This window comes from Rathayibacter sp. AY1C5, assembly GCF_002931705.1.
Classification (GTDB): domain Bacteria; phylum Actinomycetota; class Actinomycetes; order Actinomycetales; family Microbacteriaceae; genus Rathayibacter.
Window position 1 is genome coordinate 1 of record NZ_PSWD01000011.1, and the last position, 18,351, is coordinate 18,351.

Below are 18,351 nucleotides of genomic sequence, written 5' to 3' on the forward strand. Positions count from 1 at the left end.
GGGGTTCGGGTGTCCAGGGGAGGCATGCACAGGAGACGCGCGAGGTCCCTGTTCGTGACGCGGAGGCGCGGAATGCGTTCGGGTGGCGCAGTGATCGGTGTCAGACCGGCTCGACCGGCAGGGGCTGTGCCATCGTCGGGAGGGGCGGAGTCCCCGACGATCCGGAACCGACACCCAGGAGGGGACCGCATGGCGCACGCCGCGCTGATCATCCACAGCGCACGGAAGGTCGACGCGGCCGGGACGGTGGAGGACCACTGGCTCCGCGCGCGGGACGGCGCGATCACGGCGACCGGCACCGGCACCGGCTGGCAGGCGCAGGCGGAGGGGGCGGAGCTGCACGACGCGCGGGGCCTCACCGCTGTCCCGGGCTTCCTCGACCTCCACGTGCACGGAGGGGGCGGTCACGGCTTCGACGGAGGAGCGGAGGCGATCCGCGCGGGCCTCGCGCTGCACCGCTCCCGCGGCACCACGCGCTCGCTGGTCAGCCTGGTGTCGGCACCGCTGGAGCAGCTGGAGGCCTCTCTGGACGCGGTCTCGGCTCTCGCGGCCGCCGACCCGCTCGTGCTCGGCGCGCACCTGGAGGGCCCGTTCCTCGCGCCCTCGCGCAGGGGAGCGCACGACCCCGCGGCTCTCGTGCACCCCTCCTCCGGCGCGGTCAGCCGGCTGCTGGACGCCGCCCGCGGACGCCTCGCGCAGATCACGCTCGCGCCCGAACTGCCGGGAGCCCTCGCCGCGGTGGAGCGGCTCGCCGGCGCCGGCACGGTGGTCGCGGTGGGCCACACCGAGGCGGACGCCGACCAGGCGCGGGCAGCGTTCGACCGCGGAGCCCGGCTGGTCACGCACGCGTTCAACGCCATGCCCGGGATCGGCCACCGCTCCCCGGGCCCGATCCCGGTGGCCCTGGGGGACGAGCAGGTCGCGCTCGAGCTGATCCTCGACGGCCGGCACGTGGACGTCGAGGTGGTGCGGCTCGCGTTCGCGGCGGCTCCCGGGCGGATCGCGCTCGTCACCGACGCGATGGCGGCGGCCGGGGCGGGTGACGGAGTGCACCGCCTCGGCCCGCTCGACGTCGAGGTGCTCGGCGGAGTCGCCCGGCTCGCGGGCACCGCTGTGCTCGCCGGATCCACGCTCACGCAGGAGGAGGCCCTGCGGCGGGCCGTCGGGCCCGGCCGGCTCGGGCTGCAGGCGTCCGTCGCCGCCCTCACCGCCGTTCCCGCCCGCGTGCTCGGCCGTGGCGACCTCGGCCTGCTGGCCCCCGGGTACCGCGCCGACGTCGTCCTGCTCGACGCGTCGCTCCGCGTGCAGCGGGTCTGGGCCGAGGGGCGCCCGTACCCCGACTCCGCGGACGGCGCGTCGCGACCCCGGGTCAGGGCGTCGGCGTCACGGTCCAGGTCCCCTCGGTCTGGACGGCCATGACGCCGGGCAGGTCGGCCTCGAACACCTCGGAGAAGGCGACGGAGTCGCCGAACAGCTGCGGCTGATCGGAGGTCGTGAACACGCGGCCGGAGAACGAGTCGTCCGGACCCGCGGGCGTGTAGTCGACCGTCACGCGCGGGACGTCGTCGGAGAAGAACAGGACGGCCGGGCCGGTGCCGGACTGCGCACCGCTCACCGTCGCGAGGTCGTTCCAGCTCTGCAGGCCGAGCGTCCACGGCCCGTCGGCTCGGACGATCACCTGCTGCTCGACGGGGTCGTCGCGGAAGATCCCGGTCAGGAACGACCCCGTCATCGGGGCGGCGGCCTCGCCGAAGGGCGTCATCCGGCCCGCGGCGGTGACGATCGCCGTGCCGGTGCAGGCCGAGCAGTCCAGGCTCAGGACGACCGCGAACTCGCCCTGCCGCTGGAACGACACGTCGGCCGGGCCGGTGCCCGAGACGGTGGCGGGGACTCCCTCGCCGACCGGCCCGGCGTCGACGACGGTTCCGACCGGCTCGGCGGTCGCCGGAGCGGAGGGGGTCGGGCTCGGAGTGATCAGGTCGGTGATGGCGGGTCTCGGCGTCCGCGAGGCGGGCGCGGACGCCGTGGCGCCCGCCTCGGCCCCGCCGCCGGCGGTGCACCCGCCCAGCAGCAGGAGCCCCGCCGCTGCCGTCGTCGCCACTGCCGCTGTCGTCCCCCGAGCCCTCATGCGTCCAGACTGCCAGGGCTGGTCCGGATCGTCGTCCCCGGAGGGAGTCAGAGGAGCAGGGCGCCGAGGCCCGCGGCGGCGAGGACGACGATCCACGGGGGCACGGTCCAGCGCGTCAGCGCCACGAAGGCGCCGATCGCGAGCGCCAGAGCGCCGGTCGAGCCGATGCCCTCGGTCAGCACCGGATCGTAGAGGGCGCCGCCGAGCAGTCCCACCACGCCGGCGTTCACGCCGGCCAGCGCCCTCTGCGCGACCGGCAGGTGCCGCAGCCGCTGCCAGAACGGGAGCACGCCGACCACGAGCAGAGCGCCCGGCAGGAAGATCGCGACCAGCGCGATCGCCGCCCCCGCGACACCGTCCGGCGTCCCCGCGCCCACCGCGCCGAGGAACGCGGAGAAGGTGAAGAGCGGGCCGGGCACCGCCTGCGCCGCCCCGTATCCGGCCAGGAACTCGCTCTGCCCGACCGTGCCGGCGCCGACCGTCTGCGCCTCCAGCAGAGGCAGCACGACGTGGCCGCCCCCGAACACCAGAGCGCCCGACCGGTAGAAGACGGAGGCGAGACCCGCCGCTCCCTCGCCGGTGAGCGCGGCGAGCAGGGGGAGGCCGACCAGGAGGAGCCCCCAGAGGGCGAGGGCCGAGACCGCGAGCGCCGTCGGGATCCGGACCGCGAACCCCGGGCCGTCGTCCGGAGCCCCCTCCTCGCGGCGGAGCCAGAGAACGCCGGCCAGGCCCGCAGCCGCGATCACCGCCACCTGCAGCGCGGGCTCCGGGGCGAGGAGGACGGCGACAGCCGCTGCGCCGGCGATCGTCGCGCGGCGGCGGTCCGGTGCGAGCGAGCGCGCCATCCCGAGCACGGCCTGCGCGACGACCGCGGCCGCCGCCGCCTGGAGGCCCAGGAGCCAGCCGGCGGAGGCGACGTCGCCCGCACCGGCGACGAGCCCGGCGACGAGGACCAGGGCGATCGCCGAGGGGAGCGTGAATCCGCACCACGCGGCGACCAGTCCGGCGAGTCCCGCGCGCTGCAGGCCGACCGCCATCCCGACCTGGCTGGACGCGGGTCCGGGGAGGAACTGGCACAGCGCGACGAGGTCGGCGTACGCGCGATCGGTCAGCCAGCCGCGGCGCACCACGAACTCCTCGCGGAAGTAGCCGAGGTGCGCGATCGGCCCGCCGAACGAGGTCAGCCCGAGGCGGAGGAACACGAGGAGCACGGGGAGGGCGCCGCCCCGCTGCAGCCGACCCGTCTCCGACACGGGGGCATCCTGCCAGACGGCGGTGTCCAGCACGCGTCGTGTGACCGGAAAAGGGACGATAAGCGGCCGGATAAGCGATTCCTCGCCCATTCTCCTCCGGTCGATGAAACGGTGGGTAGAAATACTGAACCCCTTCTCATCCCCTCTGTTAGCCTGATCCGGCTTCCCTTTCCTTCTCGAGGAGAAGGTGATCCGCATCAGTAACGCGAGCGCTGCCGCTCGTTCACTGAACGCCTTCTCCTCCTCTTTCGATCGGTGTACCCGGAACGGTGACGATCGGAAAGGCTCTCTCTTCCGTGACTCCTCAGGACACTGCCGTCGGCGACTCCGCCGACTCCTCCCGCACCGGCTCCCGATCGGGCGTCAAGGCCCTCTCCGCTCTCTCCCGCCGCACGATCCTCGCCGGATCCGTCGCCGGCGCGGGCGCGATCGCCTTCGCGACGCCGGCCCTCGCGGCCGGCGACCTCACCGCGGTGCCCCGACTGCCCGGCGAGGTCTCGCGCCTGTCCACCGCCACGTCGAAGACGGGCGGGAAGCGCTACGAGATCATCGACGTCGTCGTCGCGGGGGACCGGGCGCGCCTGTTCGTGCCGCACGCGACGCCTCCGTCGCAGACCAGGGGCGCATCGATGCTCTGGTACTACCACGCCCGCAACGGCACCCACACGGCGCTCTCGAGCGCCTTCGCGTACTCGGCCGACCTCGCCGTGGACCGCGGCATCGTCAGCATCTGCCCGACCTACGGCGGCAGCATCTGGTCGAGCCCGCGGGCGATCGAGATCCAGGCCGCTGTCGCCGCCTGGGCCTCGTCGGTATGGCGGATCGACGCGAGCCTCCTCCGCTCCGACTCCGGGGGCGGGCCGCTTCTGACCTGGGCCTACGGGAAGCGGATGGTGCCGAACATCCGGGGCGCGTACCTCTGCAACAGCTCCTACGACATGGAGGAGCGGGCGGCGAGCGAACCGGACCGGATCGGCCCCGAGTACGCCGACGCCGCGGCCATCGCCGCCACCAACCCGGCGCGGCTGCCCGCGTCGGTGTGGCGCGGTGCGCGGCTGAGGATCACCGGATCGCCCGACGACAAGGTCGTGCCGTTCGCCCTGCACGGCGCCGCCCTCCACGCCGCGGCCCTGCCCCTGGCGAAGGAGGCGACGGTCCGCACCCACCCGGGGGAGGGCACCGACGGGCACAAGGTCCCGAGCTTCACCAACAAGGAGATGCTCGACACCTTCCAGCGCTGGATCACCGAGGGCCCCGTGCCGCAGACGGAGCCCGAGCCCGAGACGCCACCCGTGTCCACGCTGCCCGGCGCGGGCACCTACGAGAACGGCGCCGCGCAGATCGTCACCACCGGCACCTGGACGACGCTGAAGGCCACCGCGGACAGCGGCGGGAGCATCGCCTACTCGACCAGCTCCGGCGCCTCCGCGACGCTCGCCTTCACCGGCACGAGCATCGCCTGGATCAGCCGACTCACGTCGTCCTCCGGGATCAACGACGTCGAGCTCGACGGTATGAAGGTCGCCTCCGTCGACCGCTACAGCGCGTCCACCCGCTCGAAGCAGACGGTGTGGAGCAGCGGACAGCTCGCCGCCGGGCCGCACACGCTGACGATCCGCCGGGGGAGCGGCCGCAATCCGGCCTCGACCGGGACCAACCTGCTGCTCGACTCCTTCGTGGTCGGCGACGCGACGCCTCCGCCGGCGACGACGCTGCCCGGAGCGGGCACCTACGAGAACGGCGCCGCCCCGATCGTCACGACCGGCACCTGGTCGACGTTGAAGGCGAGCACGGACAGCGGCGGCAGCATCGCCTACTCGACCACCGCGGGCGCCTCCGCCACCCTCGCCTTCACGGGTACCAGCGTGAGCTGGATCAGCCGCCTCACCGGCTCGTCCGGCATCAACGAGGTCGAGCTCGACGGAGTCAAAGTCGCGTCCGTCGACCGCTACAGCGCCGCGACGCGGTCGAAGCAGACGGTCTGGAGCAGCGGACAGCTCGCGGCCGGGCCGCACACGGTGACCATCCGCCGCGGGAGCGGCCGCAACCCGGCCTCGAGCGGCACCAACCTGATCCTCGACGCGTTCGTGGTCGGCGACGCCGCTCCGGTCCCCACGGTCACCGTGCCCACGCCGATCGCGGAGTGGTCCTTCGCCGAGAGCGCCGCCCCCTTCGCCTCGGCCGTCGCGGGCGCTCCGGCGCTCCGGCAGGGCGCGGGCTCCTCCGCCCGCGCCGTCGCCACGCCGTTCGGCACCGGAGTCGCCCTCAACGGGACGACGGACCACCTGGTCGTCCCCAAGGACGAGGTGGGCCCGCTCAACCTGGGCGCCTCGACCGGCCAGGTGACGATCGCGGTGTGGGTGCTCAACTCCGACGCGGACGGCGCCTGCATCGCGGGCGTCTGGGAGGAGTCGACGGTCGGGCCGCTGCGCTCCTACGCGCTGTTCAACAACCTCCCCGAGTACGGCGGCTGGGAGCGCGTGTGCATGCACGTCTCGAAGCTCGGCGGGCCGACGCCCGGCTACCCGTACTCGCGCGACTACTCGGTGGAGCCCCGCCGGATCACGCGCGGCGTGTGGCAGCTGCACGTCGGGACGTACGACGGCGCAGTCGCGGTCTCGTACCTCGACGGCGCCGCCACCGCGTACCCGGTGTACACCGACAAGCTCGGCGCGACCTACGCCAAGAACCCCTACGTCTACCCCGACGGCCTCAACGCGGCTCCGGGCGACTTCGTGGTCGGAGCGGTCGGCCGGGACGGCACGATGATCAACCGCTTCGCCGGCTCCCTCGCCCGACTGCGGGTGTGGGACCGGGCGCTGACCGCGGAGCAGGTGAAGCAGCTCTACTCGGCCGAGAAGGGCGCTCTCGGGTGACGACCCGAGGGCGGTGACACGAGTCCGAGAAGCGGATGATCCGCTTCTCGGACAAGGCCGTTCGAGCGATAGCGGGCGTCCCTCTTTCGAGGGTGGTGTTATCGGCTGAGTACAGATCGGCGGGCGGCCGCTTCACGGCTGCTCCGCCGTTCTCCGCCGCCTGGATCCGCTGCGCGGAATTCCGTACTCAGGCGGACGTGCGCTCCCGGAGCGCCGTACGGCGGGGGATCATCGCCCGGCGGCCGCGCAGCCCTGTCCCGGATCTCGGAGTGCGGCCCCGCGCCAGATGCGCACCGGCGCGACCACCTCCCAGCCGAGGGTGAGGTAGAGGGCGCGGCCGGATGTGCTGGCGACGAGGAGACCGCTCCATGCCCCTCGGACCGGGCCAAGGCGATGAGGGCGTCGACGACCCGCCGTCCCAGCCCGCGTCGGCGGAACCGCGCATCGGTCTCGATCCGGTCCAGGACCGCGACCGTCCCGTGCACGGCGGCGGTGCCCTGAGCGGCGACGACTCCGTCGACCAGCAGCCGGACGCTCGCCACTCCGTCGGCGGCCTCGAGCACGGCTCCCGCGAGCAGGGCACCCTCGGCGGTGCGGCCCGGGCCGAGGAGCGCCGCCATCAGGCTCTCGTCGCCCAGGCCGATGACCGTCAGCCACTCCTGGGGCCCGGCCACCCGCTCGGCGCCCGCCTGCAGCGCGGAGGGCGACGGATCGACCAGGATCCGCTCCCGCGTGCGCGACTCCGCTCCGACATCGACCAGCCAGACCCCGTCCTCGCGGACGCGCTGCACGCCGCGTGCCCGGCACCAGCCCTCGACCCAGTCGTCCACCCGCTCCGTCGTCGTGATCACGCCCCGAGAGCAGCCGCGACCGGACGGGCGCGATCGTGGGAAGCGGGTTCTCCCGGCGGTGGCCGTCGATCCCCAGCAGGACCGCCCTCGCCCGGATCGCACCCCGCGCACCGCGATCCGCCGGGTCCTCCCTTTGTCAACCTCAGTGCCACGGCGCCGTCCCCGGCCCTACCGTCGGCGCGAGACATCCGCTGCACCGCCGGGACCCTGACGGCCGTGCCGAGAGTGAGGGGCCGATCCGATGCCCAGGCAGGACGGCGACCCGCGGAGCACCACCCGAGTGCTGCGCGAGCTGGTCTCCGCGTTCGAGGATCCGGGGGCCGTGCACCCGGCGCTCGCCCGGCAGGTGCGGAGCGCCGCCCGCGAGCTGCTCGGCGCGTCGGAGCGGGAACCGCTGCGCCTGCGCGTGCGGATGCCGACCCTGATGGTCCCGCGCTCGGTCGTGGACGAGGTGCCCGATCCGCCCCCGGTGCCGCCCGCCGCGCTCTGACCCGACGGCGCTCGTACACTCGGACGATGCGACACGGCATCGTCATCCTCCCGCAGGACCCGTGGGCCGAGGCCCGCCGGAAGTGGCAGTCGGCCGAGGGCCTGGGCTTCGACCACGCGTGGACCTACGACCACCTCTCCTGGCGCTCCCTCGCCGACCAGCCGTGGCACGCGACCGTCCCCACCCTCACCGCTGCCGCGATGGTGACCGAGACGCTCCGCCTGGGCACGTTCGTGGCCTCCCCGAACTTCCGCCACCCGGTGCCGTTCGCGAAGGAGATCGCGACGCTGGACGAGATCTCGGGCGGTCGGACCATCCTCGGGGTCGGCTCGGGCGGCACGGGCTTCGACGCGCGCGTGCTCGGGCAGCCCGACTACTCGCCCCGGCAGCGGCACGAGCGCTTCACCGAGTTCGTCACAGCCCTCGACGCGCTGCTGCGCTTCGAGGAGCCCGGCTCGGGCGGAGTGGACCTCGAGGGGGAGTGGTTCACCGCCCGCTCGGCGCGCATGGTGGGCGAGCCCGTGCAGAGCCCCCGCGTCCCGTTCGTCCTCGCCGCGAACGGGCCGAAGGGCCTCGCGCTCGTCGCCGATCGCGGGCAGGGCTGGGTCACCACCGGCCCGGAGGGAGTGTCGAGCGAGGAGTGGTGGCGGGCGGTCGCGTCCCTCTCCCGGCGGCTCGACGCGGCGCTCGAGGCGGCCGGGCGCGACCCGCGCACCGTCGAGCGCCACCTCTCGCTCGACTCCGGGAGCGACTACTCCCTCGAGAGCGTCGCCCGGTTCGAGGACATGGCCGGCCGGGCGGAGGAGCTCGGCTTCACGGACGTGATCGCGCACTGGCCGCGGCGCGACGGCGTCTACGCGGGCGACGACGAGGTCCTCTACGAGGTCGCCTCGCGCTTCTGACCGGGCCTCGGGGGCTCCGGAGCGGTCCTCAGACCGCGCGGGCGCTCCCGCGGTCGACGAGACGCGCGGGCAGGAGGCGGATCGACGGCTCCTCGCCGCGGGACGGCTGCTCGATCCGCTCGACGAGCGTGTCGACCAAGTGCGCGCCGAGCTCGGCGGCTCCTGTCTCGACATAGCTGTAGGGGAGCGAGAAGTCGCGGGCGAACTCGGCCGAGTACAGGCTCACGACGGACAGCTGCCCGGGCACGGCGACAACGCGTCGGCCCAGGATCGCGGGAAGCATCGCGATGGTCCGGTCGCTGTGGACGACCAGCGCGGTGACACCGGGGTTGTCGTCGAGGAACGCCGTGACCATCGGCTCGACGGCGTCGGCGGCGGTGGCGGCAGGGCGCAGCACCAGCTCGATCCCGAGCCGACCGGCGGTCTCGAGAGCCGACTCGCGGAACCGGAGCCCGTAGGTCCCTCCGCGGTCGAAGACACGCTCAGGAGGGGTGACGAGACCGATGCTCCGATGCCCGAGGGCGCCCAGGTGCTCGATCAGCAGGCGGGCCGCGTCGCCGAAGTCGAGGTCGAAGACGTCCACCCCGGAGGCGTCCGCGGGCACGCCGAGGGCGGCACCGGGCCGCCGCGAGGCGCGCAGGACGGGCAGCCGGTCGTCGTCGTCCGCCACGCTCAGGAGGATCAGTCCATCGACCTGACCGGAGCGCGTGAGCCGGCGGACGGCAGCCGCCCCGTCGGCCTCGGTGGCCAGCAGCACGTCGTAGCCGAGCTCGCGGGCGCGGGCCGTGATGGGGAGGACGTACTCGACCATCGCGGGCGCGAACTCGTCCGGGTCGAAGTGGACGAGCAGGCCCAGCGCCATGGTGCGGCGCGTCGCGAGCGCCCGTGCTCCGGCGTTGACCGTGAAGTCGAGCTCGGCGATCGCGTCCTCGATGCGCTTGCGCGTCTCGGGGGAGATGCTGCGCTTGCCGGAGAGGACGTACGACACCGTGCTGCGAGAGACCCCTGCCGCTTTCGCGACGTCTCCGATCGTGGCCATCTCCACCCCCGCTCGAACCGTGTCGAGAGTGGCAGTGCGGCGCGGCGCACGCAACTCGGGCGCCGCGTCCCCGGAGCGAGGATCGGACGCTGCGGCTCCGGCGCTCTGCTCGTCCACGGCGCGCTCGTCCCCGTCGGGGAACCTCCGGTCCCGACGACACGCCGACGCGGCCGGGCGCACGAGGTGCCCGGCCGCGTCAGGGCGTTCTGGACGGATCAGCCGCAGCGCGCCGCACCGTAGGCCGGTGCCGTGGATCCGCTCGCCGCAGCGCCGTCGACCGTCCCCGCGATCCGCACGTCGAGAGCGCCGGCTCCGACGCTCGCAGCGCGGGTGCTGAAGGCGGCTGAGACCGTCTTGCCGGGAGCGACCCCGGTGAAGGTCTTCGTGCCCCAGGCCGAGCCGATCGTGACGTCAGCGGCGACCGCGCTGGTGTTGGTCGCCGTCCCCGTGATCGTGACCTTCCCCGCGGTGCAGCGCGAGGCCGCCGTGCCGCTCACCGTCAGGCCCGTGGTCCGCCCGACGAAGGGCGTGACCGAGATCCTGTCGATGTTGGGCGCGTACTGCGAGGTGAGCAGGACGCCGGGGAAGGTGTCGGAGAGGTAGGTCGTCCCGTCGAAGCCCGGGAGCTCCTTCGAGGTGATCGCGATGGTGTTCGAGCCCTTCCTGAGCGTGACCGGCACGCTCAGGTCCCACAGCTGGTTCTGGTGGAACGTGTGCGGGAAGAGCACGCGCTGCGTCACTCCGTTGACCGTGATGTCCGCGTGGCGGGCGAGCGGGTCGGGGTTGTAGTGCGTCGCGGGGGACTGCTCCTCGTTGGAGTAGCGCAGCGTGAGCGCGTACGTCCCGTCCTGCTCGGCCTTCACGTCGCCGAAGGTCAGGGTCGAGTCGCCGTCGCGTCCGCCCCCGATGTTCCCGACGGCCTTGCCGCCCGACGCGAAGGACAGATCGCGGACCGTGGCGGGGCCGGTGATCGTGGCCGCCTCCGCCTCATAGCTCGTCGTCGCGGGCGGGTTCGCGCTCGCTCCGATGACGATCCGATCGACGAGGAGCGTGCCGCTCGTGCCGACGACTTCGATCTTGTTCACGCCGCCCGAGAGGAAGACCTGACGGGTCGAGCTCGCGCCCACCGGCCCGACCTTCACATCGTTCACGTAGAGGTCGCCGGTGCCGCCGCCCAGGGTGTCCACTGTCACGGAAGACGGCGCGTCCTTCGCGGAGTAGCCCCAGACGGTGGTGGAGGCGCCGCTGGTGAGCTTCGCCGTGCCCGAGCCGGAGACGCCGGCGCGGGAGTAGTCGGCCGTCGCTCCGTTGTCGAGCGTGCCGGTCTCGGCCTCGTGGATCGAGGTCGCGACGGCCGCGCTGGGGAGGGAGAGCTCGATCTTGTCGACGATCGCGTCGCCCACGGTCGACTTCGTGCCGGCGAGGTTCTTCGCGGCGAGCGAGATCGTGTGGGTGCCGGCGGTCAGCTTCACCTTCGTGTCCGCGTGGTCCCAGACCACGAACTTGTAGGCCAGCGGAAGGAGGATCTCCTGCTCCGCAGCGCCGTCGACGCTCAGGAACGCGTTGATCGGACCCTGCTGGGCGTTGGCGGCGTAGGTGTTGAGGGAGTTGGCGAAGACGCTGAGGTCGTACTCGCCGTCCTTCGGGACGGTGACCGCGAAGTTGAGCTTCAGGTCACCGCCGGTGCGGATCCCGCCCACGTTGCGTCCGCCCGAGGTGTAGAAGCCGCCGACGTTGGTCGGCGAGCCCTCGGGTCCGTTGAGGTTCCGCGATCCGGTGTAGCGGGCGTCCTCGGCCTCGTACTTCTGGCGGAAGTCGACGGGCGAGGCGGACGGCGACGACGCGTTGGCGCCCGGGGTCAGGACGACCTCGTAGGCGGAGTCGACGTCGAGCGCGGGGAGGGATCCGCCGAAGTCCAGCGAGAGGGCGCCGTCCACGACGGACGCGTCGAACTCCTTGACCGTCTGCGGGGCTCCCGAGTCGCCGACCTGGCCGGTCCAGCGGATCTCGCTGACCTCCACGTGGACCTTCGAGCCGAAGGTGGCGGCCGGGATGCGCTCGAACGCGACCTTCTGCGAGCCGCCGACGCCTCCGAAGAGGGCTCTCGCCTGCTTGGCCGCGGTGTCGAGGGTCGCGACGCCCTGGAGGGTGTAGCTCTGGCCGGGCTTGGGCGGCGTGACCGCGACGGTGTCGCCGGTCATCGAGGCGTAGGCGTTGAGGAGCCACCACTGGCCGTTGGCGCGGTTGGCCTGCACCGCGGAGTCGGAGAGGTTGCCGTCGATGTTCCAGTAGGCGATGTCGCCGTCGACCTTCTTGTCCTCGAGCGCGCTGATCCACTGGACCATCTGGCCGGGCACGGAGGTGTGGTAGTTGAAGGCGTACTCGTTGAGGTTCACCGGCAGGTGCTTCCCGGCGTAGGACGTGCCCGCGTACAGCTCGTCCTCCCAGGCCCGGAAGCGGTCGACGTTGGTGCGGATCTCACCCGGGGCGCTCAGCTCGTGCCAGGTCATCACGTCGGGGACGGTGTCCTGCTCGAGCGTGTGGGTCATGAACCCGCGGACCTGGTCGTAGAGGACGCTGGTGTTCGGTCCGGCGATGCGGGCGTCGGGCATCCTGTCGCGGATCAGCGCGTAGGTGCTGTCCCAGGCCGCGAAGAACGCGGTCGGGTCCTCCAGCCAGCTCTTCCCGTCGTAGCTCCACTTCCCGTTGCCGAACATGTTGCCCTCGGGCTCGTTGAACGGCACGAACACGATGTTGTCCTGGTACTCCTCGGGGAGCGCGAGCACCTGGTCGACCTGCGTGGCGATCTTCGCCTGGTAGTCGGCCAGCTTCTCCTGGGGAGTGCTGCCCGGCCACTCGTAGGGGAAGCCGCGGTAGATGTCCGTCATGTAGATGTAGGTGTCGCCGTCCGAGGTGTCGGCGACGGCCTTCGCGACGCTCAACGCGTCCGCGCCCGGATGCTGCGGCCCGTCCTGCGCCTTGGTCGAGACCGTGCGCAGGTCGATCCCCTCGAGGAGGTTGTCGGAGGGGAGGCCCTCGCCGTAGACCCCGTAGAGGGTGCCGGACGCGCCGCCCATGAACTCCCCGGTGCTCGTGCCGAGGTCGATGGTCATCTCGTCGAGTGCGCGCACCGTGACGGTCGCCGTGACCGCGGTGCCGAGGCCGGTGACGGTGCCCTTCACGGTGAAGGTGCCGCGCTTCGCGTACGCGGAGGCGGGGACGCTCTCCCAGGTGACCGGGGCGTCGCGGTTCACGCCGTCGGAGTAGGTGGCGGGGACCCCCGGCAGGGCCGGCGCGACGCCGATGCCGGTGGTGACCGCGACGCTCGTCGAGAGAACGCCGGTGACGGCCGGCGCGGCGTCGCCCGCCAGACCCCGGACCTGAGCGGCGGTCAGAGCCCGGTTGTAGACGCGGAAGTCGTCGATCGCTCCGTCGAAGTAGGGGTGCACGTTCCAGAGCGCCCGGCCGATGTTGCCGCTCTTGGAGGCGGAGGCGGAGTAGAGCTGCTTCGCGAGATCGACGGAGGCGGGAGCCGTCGCGACCTGCAGACCGTTGAGGTACAGGGTCACGGTCGTGCCGTCCATCGTCGCGGTGACGTTGACCCACTGGTCCTTCTGCAGCGGCGAGGAGCTGGAGACCCCGGTCTCACCGCCGTCCTTCAGCTGCTTGATGATCGCGCGGGCGCTGCCGCCGTCGAACGACGGAGCGAAGGCCGACGCGGCGTCGGGGCTGATGCCCAGGCACCACAGCCACTGGAAGCCTCCGGTGCCGGACCACTTCGTCCAGGCGGAGACGGTGGTCTGCGTCACGCCCTGGAAGAGCCCGTTCGGCACGGTCAGGTACGGCGCGGAGGTCGAGTCCGCCGCGCCCCCGGGAAGGTCGATCGCGGTCGTACCGGCCTTCCGACCCGCGACGTACGTCGCTCTCGCGCTGTTGACGACGGTGCCGTCGAGCTTCTTCGACGAGAGGTCGGCGACCGTGGATCCGGACACCTGCCCCTGCTCGAAGTCGTACTGGAGGATGAGCGCGTCGGCGGGGACGGAGGTGTCGGCCGCGGAGGCGGACTCGGCGCTCGGGAGAGCGACGGCGAGGGCGGCGAGTGTCGCGGCACTCAGCGCGAGGGCGAGGGAGCGGGTGCCGCGCCTCGGGGAGGACATCGTTGTCACGCTGGTCACTTTCTGTGGGGACAGCCGGCCGGACGACGGCGGGCGTCGGTCCGGGGTCGGAGCAACAGTGCTTCGAACCGGTTCGACAAAACTAGGTTCCGCGCCTGCGACACGCAAGAGGACCTGAGAAGTTCCTCGTCCGGCTCGCAGGTGACGGCGGTCGCTCCGGGCTCTCGCCCGGACCCGTCAGCCCGCCGGAGCGGCCGTCGCCGCGACGCTCGACGGTGAGCGGACGGGCGCGCGTCGCCGGGGGAGTGCTGCTGATCGGGATGCTCGCCGGATGCACGGCGGGCCCCTCCGCTCCCGTCGACGACCGGATCATCGTCGCCGCGGAGACCGGCGACCGGCCCGCAGGAGGACGTCCTGGACGCGGTCGAGGGGAGCCGCCCGGACTGGCTGAGCCCCGACGGCGTCCTCCCGCGGTGACCCGCAGGACCGCGGCGGCCTGTGCCGCGTGCGGGAGGATGAGGGCATGACGCTCCCTCCGCCGACGCTCCTCTCCCCGCCGCTCCAGGACCGGCTGGCCCGGTGGTTCGACGGGGAGGCGCCGCCGGCCCCCTCGGTGAGCTGGGCCCTGTTCGACCGCACCGGGCTGCTCGTCCACCACGGCCGCGGCGAGCACCGCCTCGACGGCGCCGCTCCCGGGCCCGGGACCGTGCACCGCATCGCCTCCATGTCGAAGAGCTTCGAGGCGGCGGCGGTGCTGATCCTGCGCGACCGCGGGCTGCTCCGCCTCGACGACCGCGTCGCCGACCACGTGCCGGAGTTCACCGACCCGCTCGACTCCGCGGGCCGGCCGCTGCCCGTGACGGTCAGGATGCTCCTCAGCAACTGCTCGGGGCTCCCGGAGGACAACGGCTGGGCCGACGACGTCATGGCTCTGACGCGGGAGGAGTTCCTCGAGGTCGTCAGCCGCGGGCTGACCTTCACGGAGCGGCCGGGTGAGGTCTACCAGTACTCCAACATCGGCTTCTGGCTGCTCGGCGTGCTCGTCGAGAACGTGACCGGGGAGGACTTCCCGTCCTTCGCGACGCGGACGATCCTCGAGCCGCTCGGCCTCCACGACACCCGCTACGACAGCGGCGACTACCCCGACGGCACCGACCTCGCGGCCGGCTTCAGCACCTTCGACGACGGAGCGACCTGGGTGCCCCGCCCCGTCACCGGCACCGGAGCGGGCGCCTGCGCCGCGAGCATGTTCAGCACGGTCGGCGACATCGCCCGCTGGAGCGGCTGGCTCTCCTCCGCGTTCGAGGGCGAGGACGGCGCGGACGACGACCCGGTGCTGAGCCGCGCCTCCCGCCGCGAGATGCAGCGCGGCTGGACGCCGGTCCCCGCGCTGAGCCCTCGCGCCGTCGAGAGCACGCTCGACGGCTCCGCGTACGGGTTCGGCCTCGTCGTCGAGCACGACGTCCGCTTCGGCGGGATCGCCCACCACTCCGGCGGCCTGCCGGGCTGGTCGTCGAACATGCGCTGGCATCTGGAGTCGGGCCTGGGGGCCGTGGTCTTCGCGACCGCGAACGGGGCGAAGCTCGCCGCCGCCGCGACGGGACTCCTCCGCGCCGCCCTCGAGGACACCGCTCCGCCGGCGCGGACCATCACCCTCCTCCCGTCGACGCTCGCCGCGGCCGCCGCCGTCGAGGCCGCGATCGTCGCGGGAGACCTCACCCGGGCGGGGGAGCCGGGCAGCGGCGCCCTGTTCAGCCCCAACCTGCTGAGCGATGTGCCGGCCGACGTGCGCGCCCGCCGCCTCGCCACGGCGATCGCGGAGATCGGCGGGCTCGCCGAGGACCCGACCGCGAGGCCGCTGGTGGAGCGGCTGCTCTGGAGCGCCTCCGCGGCGCAGGCGGCCTTCCTCCTGCCGGGCCGCGACGGAGAGCTCGAGTGCCTGCTCGAGACCACGCCGACCGTCCCGGCCCTGGTCCAGCGCCTCGAGATCGTCGTGCGCGAGGCTCCGACGGCTGCCCTCCCGGTCGTGCGCTTCTACCGTCCTCGGGCCGGCTAGCGGTCGAAGACGAGGCGCGGACGCGGCGGACCTCGACGCTCCCGCACCGAGAACGGCGGGCGGCCCTCGAGGGACCGCCCGCCGTCACGCTCCCGCGGTCAGCGGATCGTCGTGCTCGCCGTGTCCGCGTTGCTGCGGATGGACGGGTCGGGCGTCTTCGTCGAGAACGCCGCCGCCAGCGCGGTCGCCGTGCCCGAGACGGCCGCCCTCACCGTGATCTTCTCCGACACGGTCCGCCCGTCCGCCAGGCCGGCCCGCTGGAACACCACGACGTTCCCGACCCTGGTGTACGAGCCGGTCGCCGAGACGAACTGCACGCTCGCGGGCAGGACGACCTGCGAGACGACCGACGCCGAGGCGGCCGGACCGGCGTTCGTCGTGATGAGGGTGTAGGTGAGCGTCCTCCCCTTCACCGCCGAGGCCGGCCCCGAGAGGTCGACGCGAAGATCGGCCTTCGTCGCGACCTGCTTCGGCGAGACCGTCAGCGTGCTCGTCGCCCGAGCCGTGCCCGCCGAGTTCGCGGCCTGGATGCTGAAGGTGGTGGTCCCGGCCGTGGTCGGCGTCCCGGAGAGGCGCCCGGTCGCGTCGAGGGTGAGTCCGGCGGGCAGTGCGCCGGAGACCAGGGAGACCGACGGAGCGGGCGTGCCGCTCACCGCGTAGCGGAAGTCGTAGGCCGAGCCGACGACGCCGGCCGCGACCGTCCCGGAGAGGGTCGGCGCGACCGTCGGCGACGAGACGGTGACGGTGCTGGTGGTCTCCGCGGAGGCGGTGCCGGCGCGGGCCGCCAGCGTGAACGTGAAGGTGCCCGGCGCGGACGGAGTCCCGGTCAGGCGCCCGGCCGGAGTCAGGGTGAGGCCGGACGGGAGCGCACCTGAGGAGACGGCCACCGACGGCGCGGGGAAGCCGGAGACGGTGTAGCCGAAGTCGTAGGGGGTGCCGACGACGCCCGGCCCGGGGGTGCCGGAGATCGCCGGTGCAGCGGCGGCGGGGGAGACGACGACGGTGCTGGTGGTCTCCGCGCTCCCCGCAGCGTTCGAGGCCCGCAGGGTGAAGGTGGAGCGTCCGTCGGCGGTCGGCGTCCCGGTCAGGCCGCCACGATCATCGAGGCTCAGGCCGGCGGGGAGCGTTCCGGAGACGAGCGAGACCGTCGGCGCCGGTGTGCCCGTCACGCTGTAGTCGAAGTCGTACGGGGTGCCCACCGTCGCGGCGGGCGGGTCGCCGGCCAGGGTCGGCGCGACCGTCGTCTCCGCCACGGCGAACGTGTGCGGGGCCCCGACGGTAGCGCCGAAGGGGTTCCGCGCGGAGACGGCGAAGGTGGACGTGCCCGCGGTCGTCGGCGTGCCGGAGAGGAGCCCGGACGCGCTGAGGGTCAGGCCGTCGGGGAGTGAGCCGGAGGCGATCGCGAACGAGGCGGGGCGGTCGGCCGCGAAGGTGTACGAGGCGGCCGCTCCGAGCGGCCCGGACGCGGGAGGAGCATCCGCCGTCAGGACCGGACGCGGGCCCCGGGCGAGCACGTGATCGGGTCCGGCTGCGAGAGCCGTCGTGCCGGCGAGGCCGGCGGGTGACTGCAGCTGCCCGGCCGAGCTCCGGCCCCAGCCGACGATCGTGCCGTCGCCCTTCAGCGCGAGGCTGTAGTCGGACGCGGCGGCGATCGCCACGACCCCGGACAGGCCTTCCGGCACCGTGGTCTGGCCGTAGTCGACGACGACCGAGTCGGAGCTCGCGCCCCAGGCGACGACGGTGCCGTCCTCCTTCAGCGCGAGGCTGTGGGTCTCTCCCGCCGCGACGGCCACCACGCCCTCGAGCCCCGCGGGGACGTCGGTCTGCCCGTAGAGGTCCCAGCCCCAGGCGACCACCCTCCCGCCGGACACGGCGAGGCTGTGGCGCTGGCCCGCGGCGATGGCCGTGACGCCTCCGAGGCCGGCCGGGACCAGGCCCTCGCCCAGCCCGTTGCTGCCCCACGACGTGACGGTGCCGTCGTTGCCGAGCGCGAGGCTGTTGTCGCGGGAGGACGAGATCGCGACGATCCCGGTCAGCGCGGCACTCCTCGACACCTGCCCGTCGCCGTCGTAGCCCCAGGAGACGACGGTCCCGTCGCTCTTCAGCGCATGGCTGCTGTAGTCGCCGGCGGAGACCGCGACGACCCCCGTGAGACCGTCGGGGACGCTGGTCTGCCCGTACGACCCGCGGCCCCAGGCGACGACCCCGCCGTCGCCTTTCGCGGCGAGGCTGTGGGTCCGGCCCGCGGCGAGGGAGAGGACGCCCTCGACCCCGGCCGGGACCGTGGTCTTCCCGTCGGTGCCGCTTCCCCAGGCCGCCACCCCGAGGACAGGGGCGGACGGAGCGGCGACCGCCGCGAGAGGAACGGCGGTGCCGACGAGGAGCGCGACGGCCGCGGTCAACCCGAGCAGACCCCGCCGGAGCCGCCGCGCCGCTCCTGGATCCCGCGGCTGCGACGTGCCGTCCTGGACGGCGGGCGGACGAGGGACGGTGCTGGAGCGCATGTGCTGCCTTCGATCGGGACGGCCCTCATCGGCCGTCCTCGAACCGTGGCACGGCCGTCCCGCCGCTGACAATGTCCTCTAGCGGCCCTGTCCGGAAGAGGGCGCCGCGGAGCTCCGCGGAGGGGACGTAGGCCCGG

General features: G+C 73.5%; 11 protein-coding genes. 5 read left to right on the forward strand and 6 right to left on the reverse strand.

Annotated features, from left to right (window positions below; genetic code table 11):
* The first annotated feature begins 189 nt into the window (after window positions 1–189).
* Window positions 190–1,419 (forward strand): N-acetylglucosamine-6-phosphate deacetylase, encoded by a 1,230-nt coding sequence (locus tag C5C57_RS09725; RefSeq protein WP_104297555.1) that lies wholly within the window; start codon window positions 190–192, stop codon window positions 1,417–1,419.
* Here the strand turns inward: C5C57_RS09725 and C5C57_RS09730 are convergent.
* Together C5C57_RS09730 and chrA are read right to left on the reverse strand one after the other, a co-directional pair.
* Complete coding sequence (locus tag C5C57_RS09730) at window positions 1,370–2,101, reverse strand: hypothetical protein (RefSeq protein ID WP_104225243.1); 732 nt, start codon at window positions 2,099–2,101, stop codon at window positions 1,370–1,372. The two genes, C5C57_RS09725 and C5C57_RS09730, sit on opposite strands and share 50 nt — an antisense overlap.
* Window positions 2,102–2,175: 74 nt before the next feature.
* Complete coding sequence (gene chrA, locus C5C57_RS09735; RefSeq protein ID WP_258063222.1) at window positions 2,176–3,381, reverse strand: chromate efflux transporter; 1,206 nt, start codon at window positions 3,379–3,381, stop codon at window positions 2,176–2,178.
* Between the two features lie 296 nt (window positions 3,382–3,677).
* Here chrA and C5C57_RS09740 point away from each other — a divergent pair, with 296 nt between their 5' ends.
* Entirely contained in the window at window positions 3,678–6,257 is a 2,580-nt protein-coding gene (locus C5C57_RS09740) for a LamG-like jellyroll fold domain-containing protein (protein WP_104297556.1), read from the forward strand.
* A 98-nt stretch (window positions 6,258–6,355) separates the two neighbouring features.
* Here C5C57_RS09740 and C5C57_RS09745 read toward each other — a convergent pair whose 3' ends face one another.
* A complete protein-coding gene (locus C5C57_RS09745; RefSeq protein ID WP_104297557.1) occupies window positions 6,356–7,108 on the reverse strand; it encodes a GNAT family N-acetyltransferase in 753 nt (250 codons plus the stop codon).
* A gap of 241 nt (window positions 7,109–7,349) precedes the next feature.
* On the opposite strand from C5C57_RS09745, the gene C5C57_RS09750 reads away from it, so the two are divergent.
* The gene (locus tag C5C57_RS09750; RefSeq protein WP_146076891.1) at window positions 7,350–7,598 is read left to right on the forward strand and encodes a hypothetical protein; all 249 of its coding nucleotides are present in this window, start codon (window positions 7,350–7,352) and stop codon (window positions 7,596–7,598) included.
* A gap of 26 nt (window positions 7,599–7,624) precedes the next feature.
* On the forward strand, window positions 7,625–8,500 hold the full coding sequence (locus C5C57_RS09755; protein ID WP_104273073.1) for an LLM class flavin-dependent oxidoreductase: 876 nt from the start codon (window positions 7,625–7,627) through the stop codon (window positions 8,498–8,500).
* A 28-nt stretch (window positions 8,501–8,528) separates the two neighbouring features.
* Here C5C57_RS09755 and C5C57_RS09760 read toward each other — a convergent pair whose 3' ends face one another.
* Entirely contained in the window at window positions 8,529–9,539 is a 1,011-nt protein-coding gene (locus C5C57_RS09760; protein WP_104222146.1) for a LacI family DNA-binding transcriptional regulator, read from the reverse strand.
* A gap of 215 nt (window positions 9,540–9,754) precedes the next feature.
* On the reverse strand, window positions 9,755–13,696 hold the full coding sequence (locus C5C57_RS09765; protein WP_104297558.1) for a LamG-like jellyroll fold domain-containing protein: 3,942 nt from the start codon (window positions 13,694–13,696) through the stop codon (window positions 9,755–9,757).
* A 481-nt stretch (window positions 13,697–14,177) separates the two neighbouring features.
* On the opposite strand from C5C57_RS09765, the gene C5C57_RS09770 reads away from it, so the two are divergent.
* The gene (locus tag C5C57_RS09770) at window positions 14,178–15,710 is read left to right on the forward strand and encodes a serine hydrolase (RefSeq protein ID WP_104297559.1); all 1,533 of its coding nucleotides are present in this window, start codon (window positions 14,178–14,180) and stop codon (window positions 15,708–15,710) included.
* Window positions 15,711–15,808: 98 nt separating this feature from the next.
* Here C5C57_RS09770 and C5C57_RS09775 read toward each other — a convergent pair whose 3' ends face one another.
* Window positions 15,809–18,214 (reverse strand): putative Ig domain-containing protein, encoded by a 2,406-nt coding sequence (locus tag C5C57_RS09775; protein ID WP_104297560.1) that lies wholly within the window; start codon window positions 18,212–18,214, stop codon window positions 15,809–15,811.
* Between the last annotated feature and the right edge of the window lie 137 nt (window positions 18,215–18,351).

Coding starts and splice junctions, on each gene's coding strand:
- C5C57_RS09725 (WP_104297555.1), top strand. CDS start 190: ATGGCGCACGCCGCGCTGATCATCCACAGCGCACGGAAGGTCGACGCG.
- C5C57_RS09750 (WP_146076891.1), top strand. CDS start 7,350: ATGCCCAGGCAGGACGGCGACCCGCGGAGCACCACCCGAGTGCTGCGC.
- C5C57_RS09755 (WP_104273073.1), top strand. CDS start 7,625: ATGCGACACGGCATCGTCATCCTCCCGCAGGACCCGTGGGCCGAGGCC.
- C5C57_RS09760 (WP_104222146.1), bottom strand. CDS start 9,539: ATGGCCACGATCGGAGACGTCGCGAAAGCGGCAGGGGTCTCTCGCAGC.
- C5C57_RS09765 (WP_104297558.1), bottom strand. CDS start 13,696: ATGTCCTCCCCGAGGCGCGGCACCCGCTCCCTCGCCCTCGCGCTGAGT.
- C5C57_RS09770 (WP_104297559.1), top strand. CDS start 14,178: ATGACGCTCCCTCCGCCGACGCTCCTCTCCCCGCCGCTCCAGGACCGG.
- C5C57_RS09775 (WP_104297560.1), bottom strand. CDS start 18,214: ATGCGCTCCAGCACCGTCCCTCGTCCGCCCGCCGTCCAGGACGGCACG.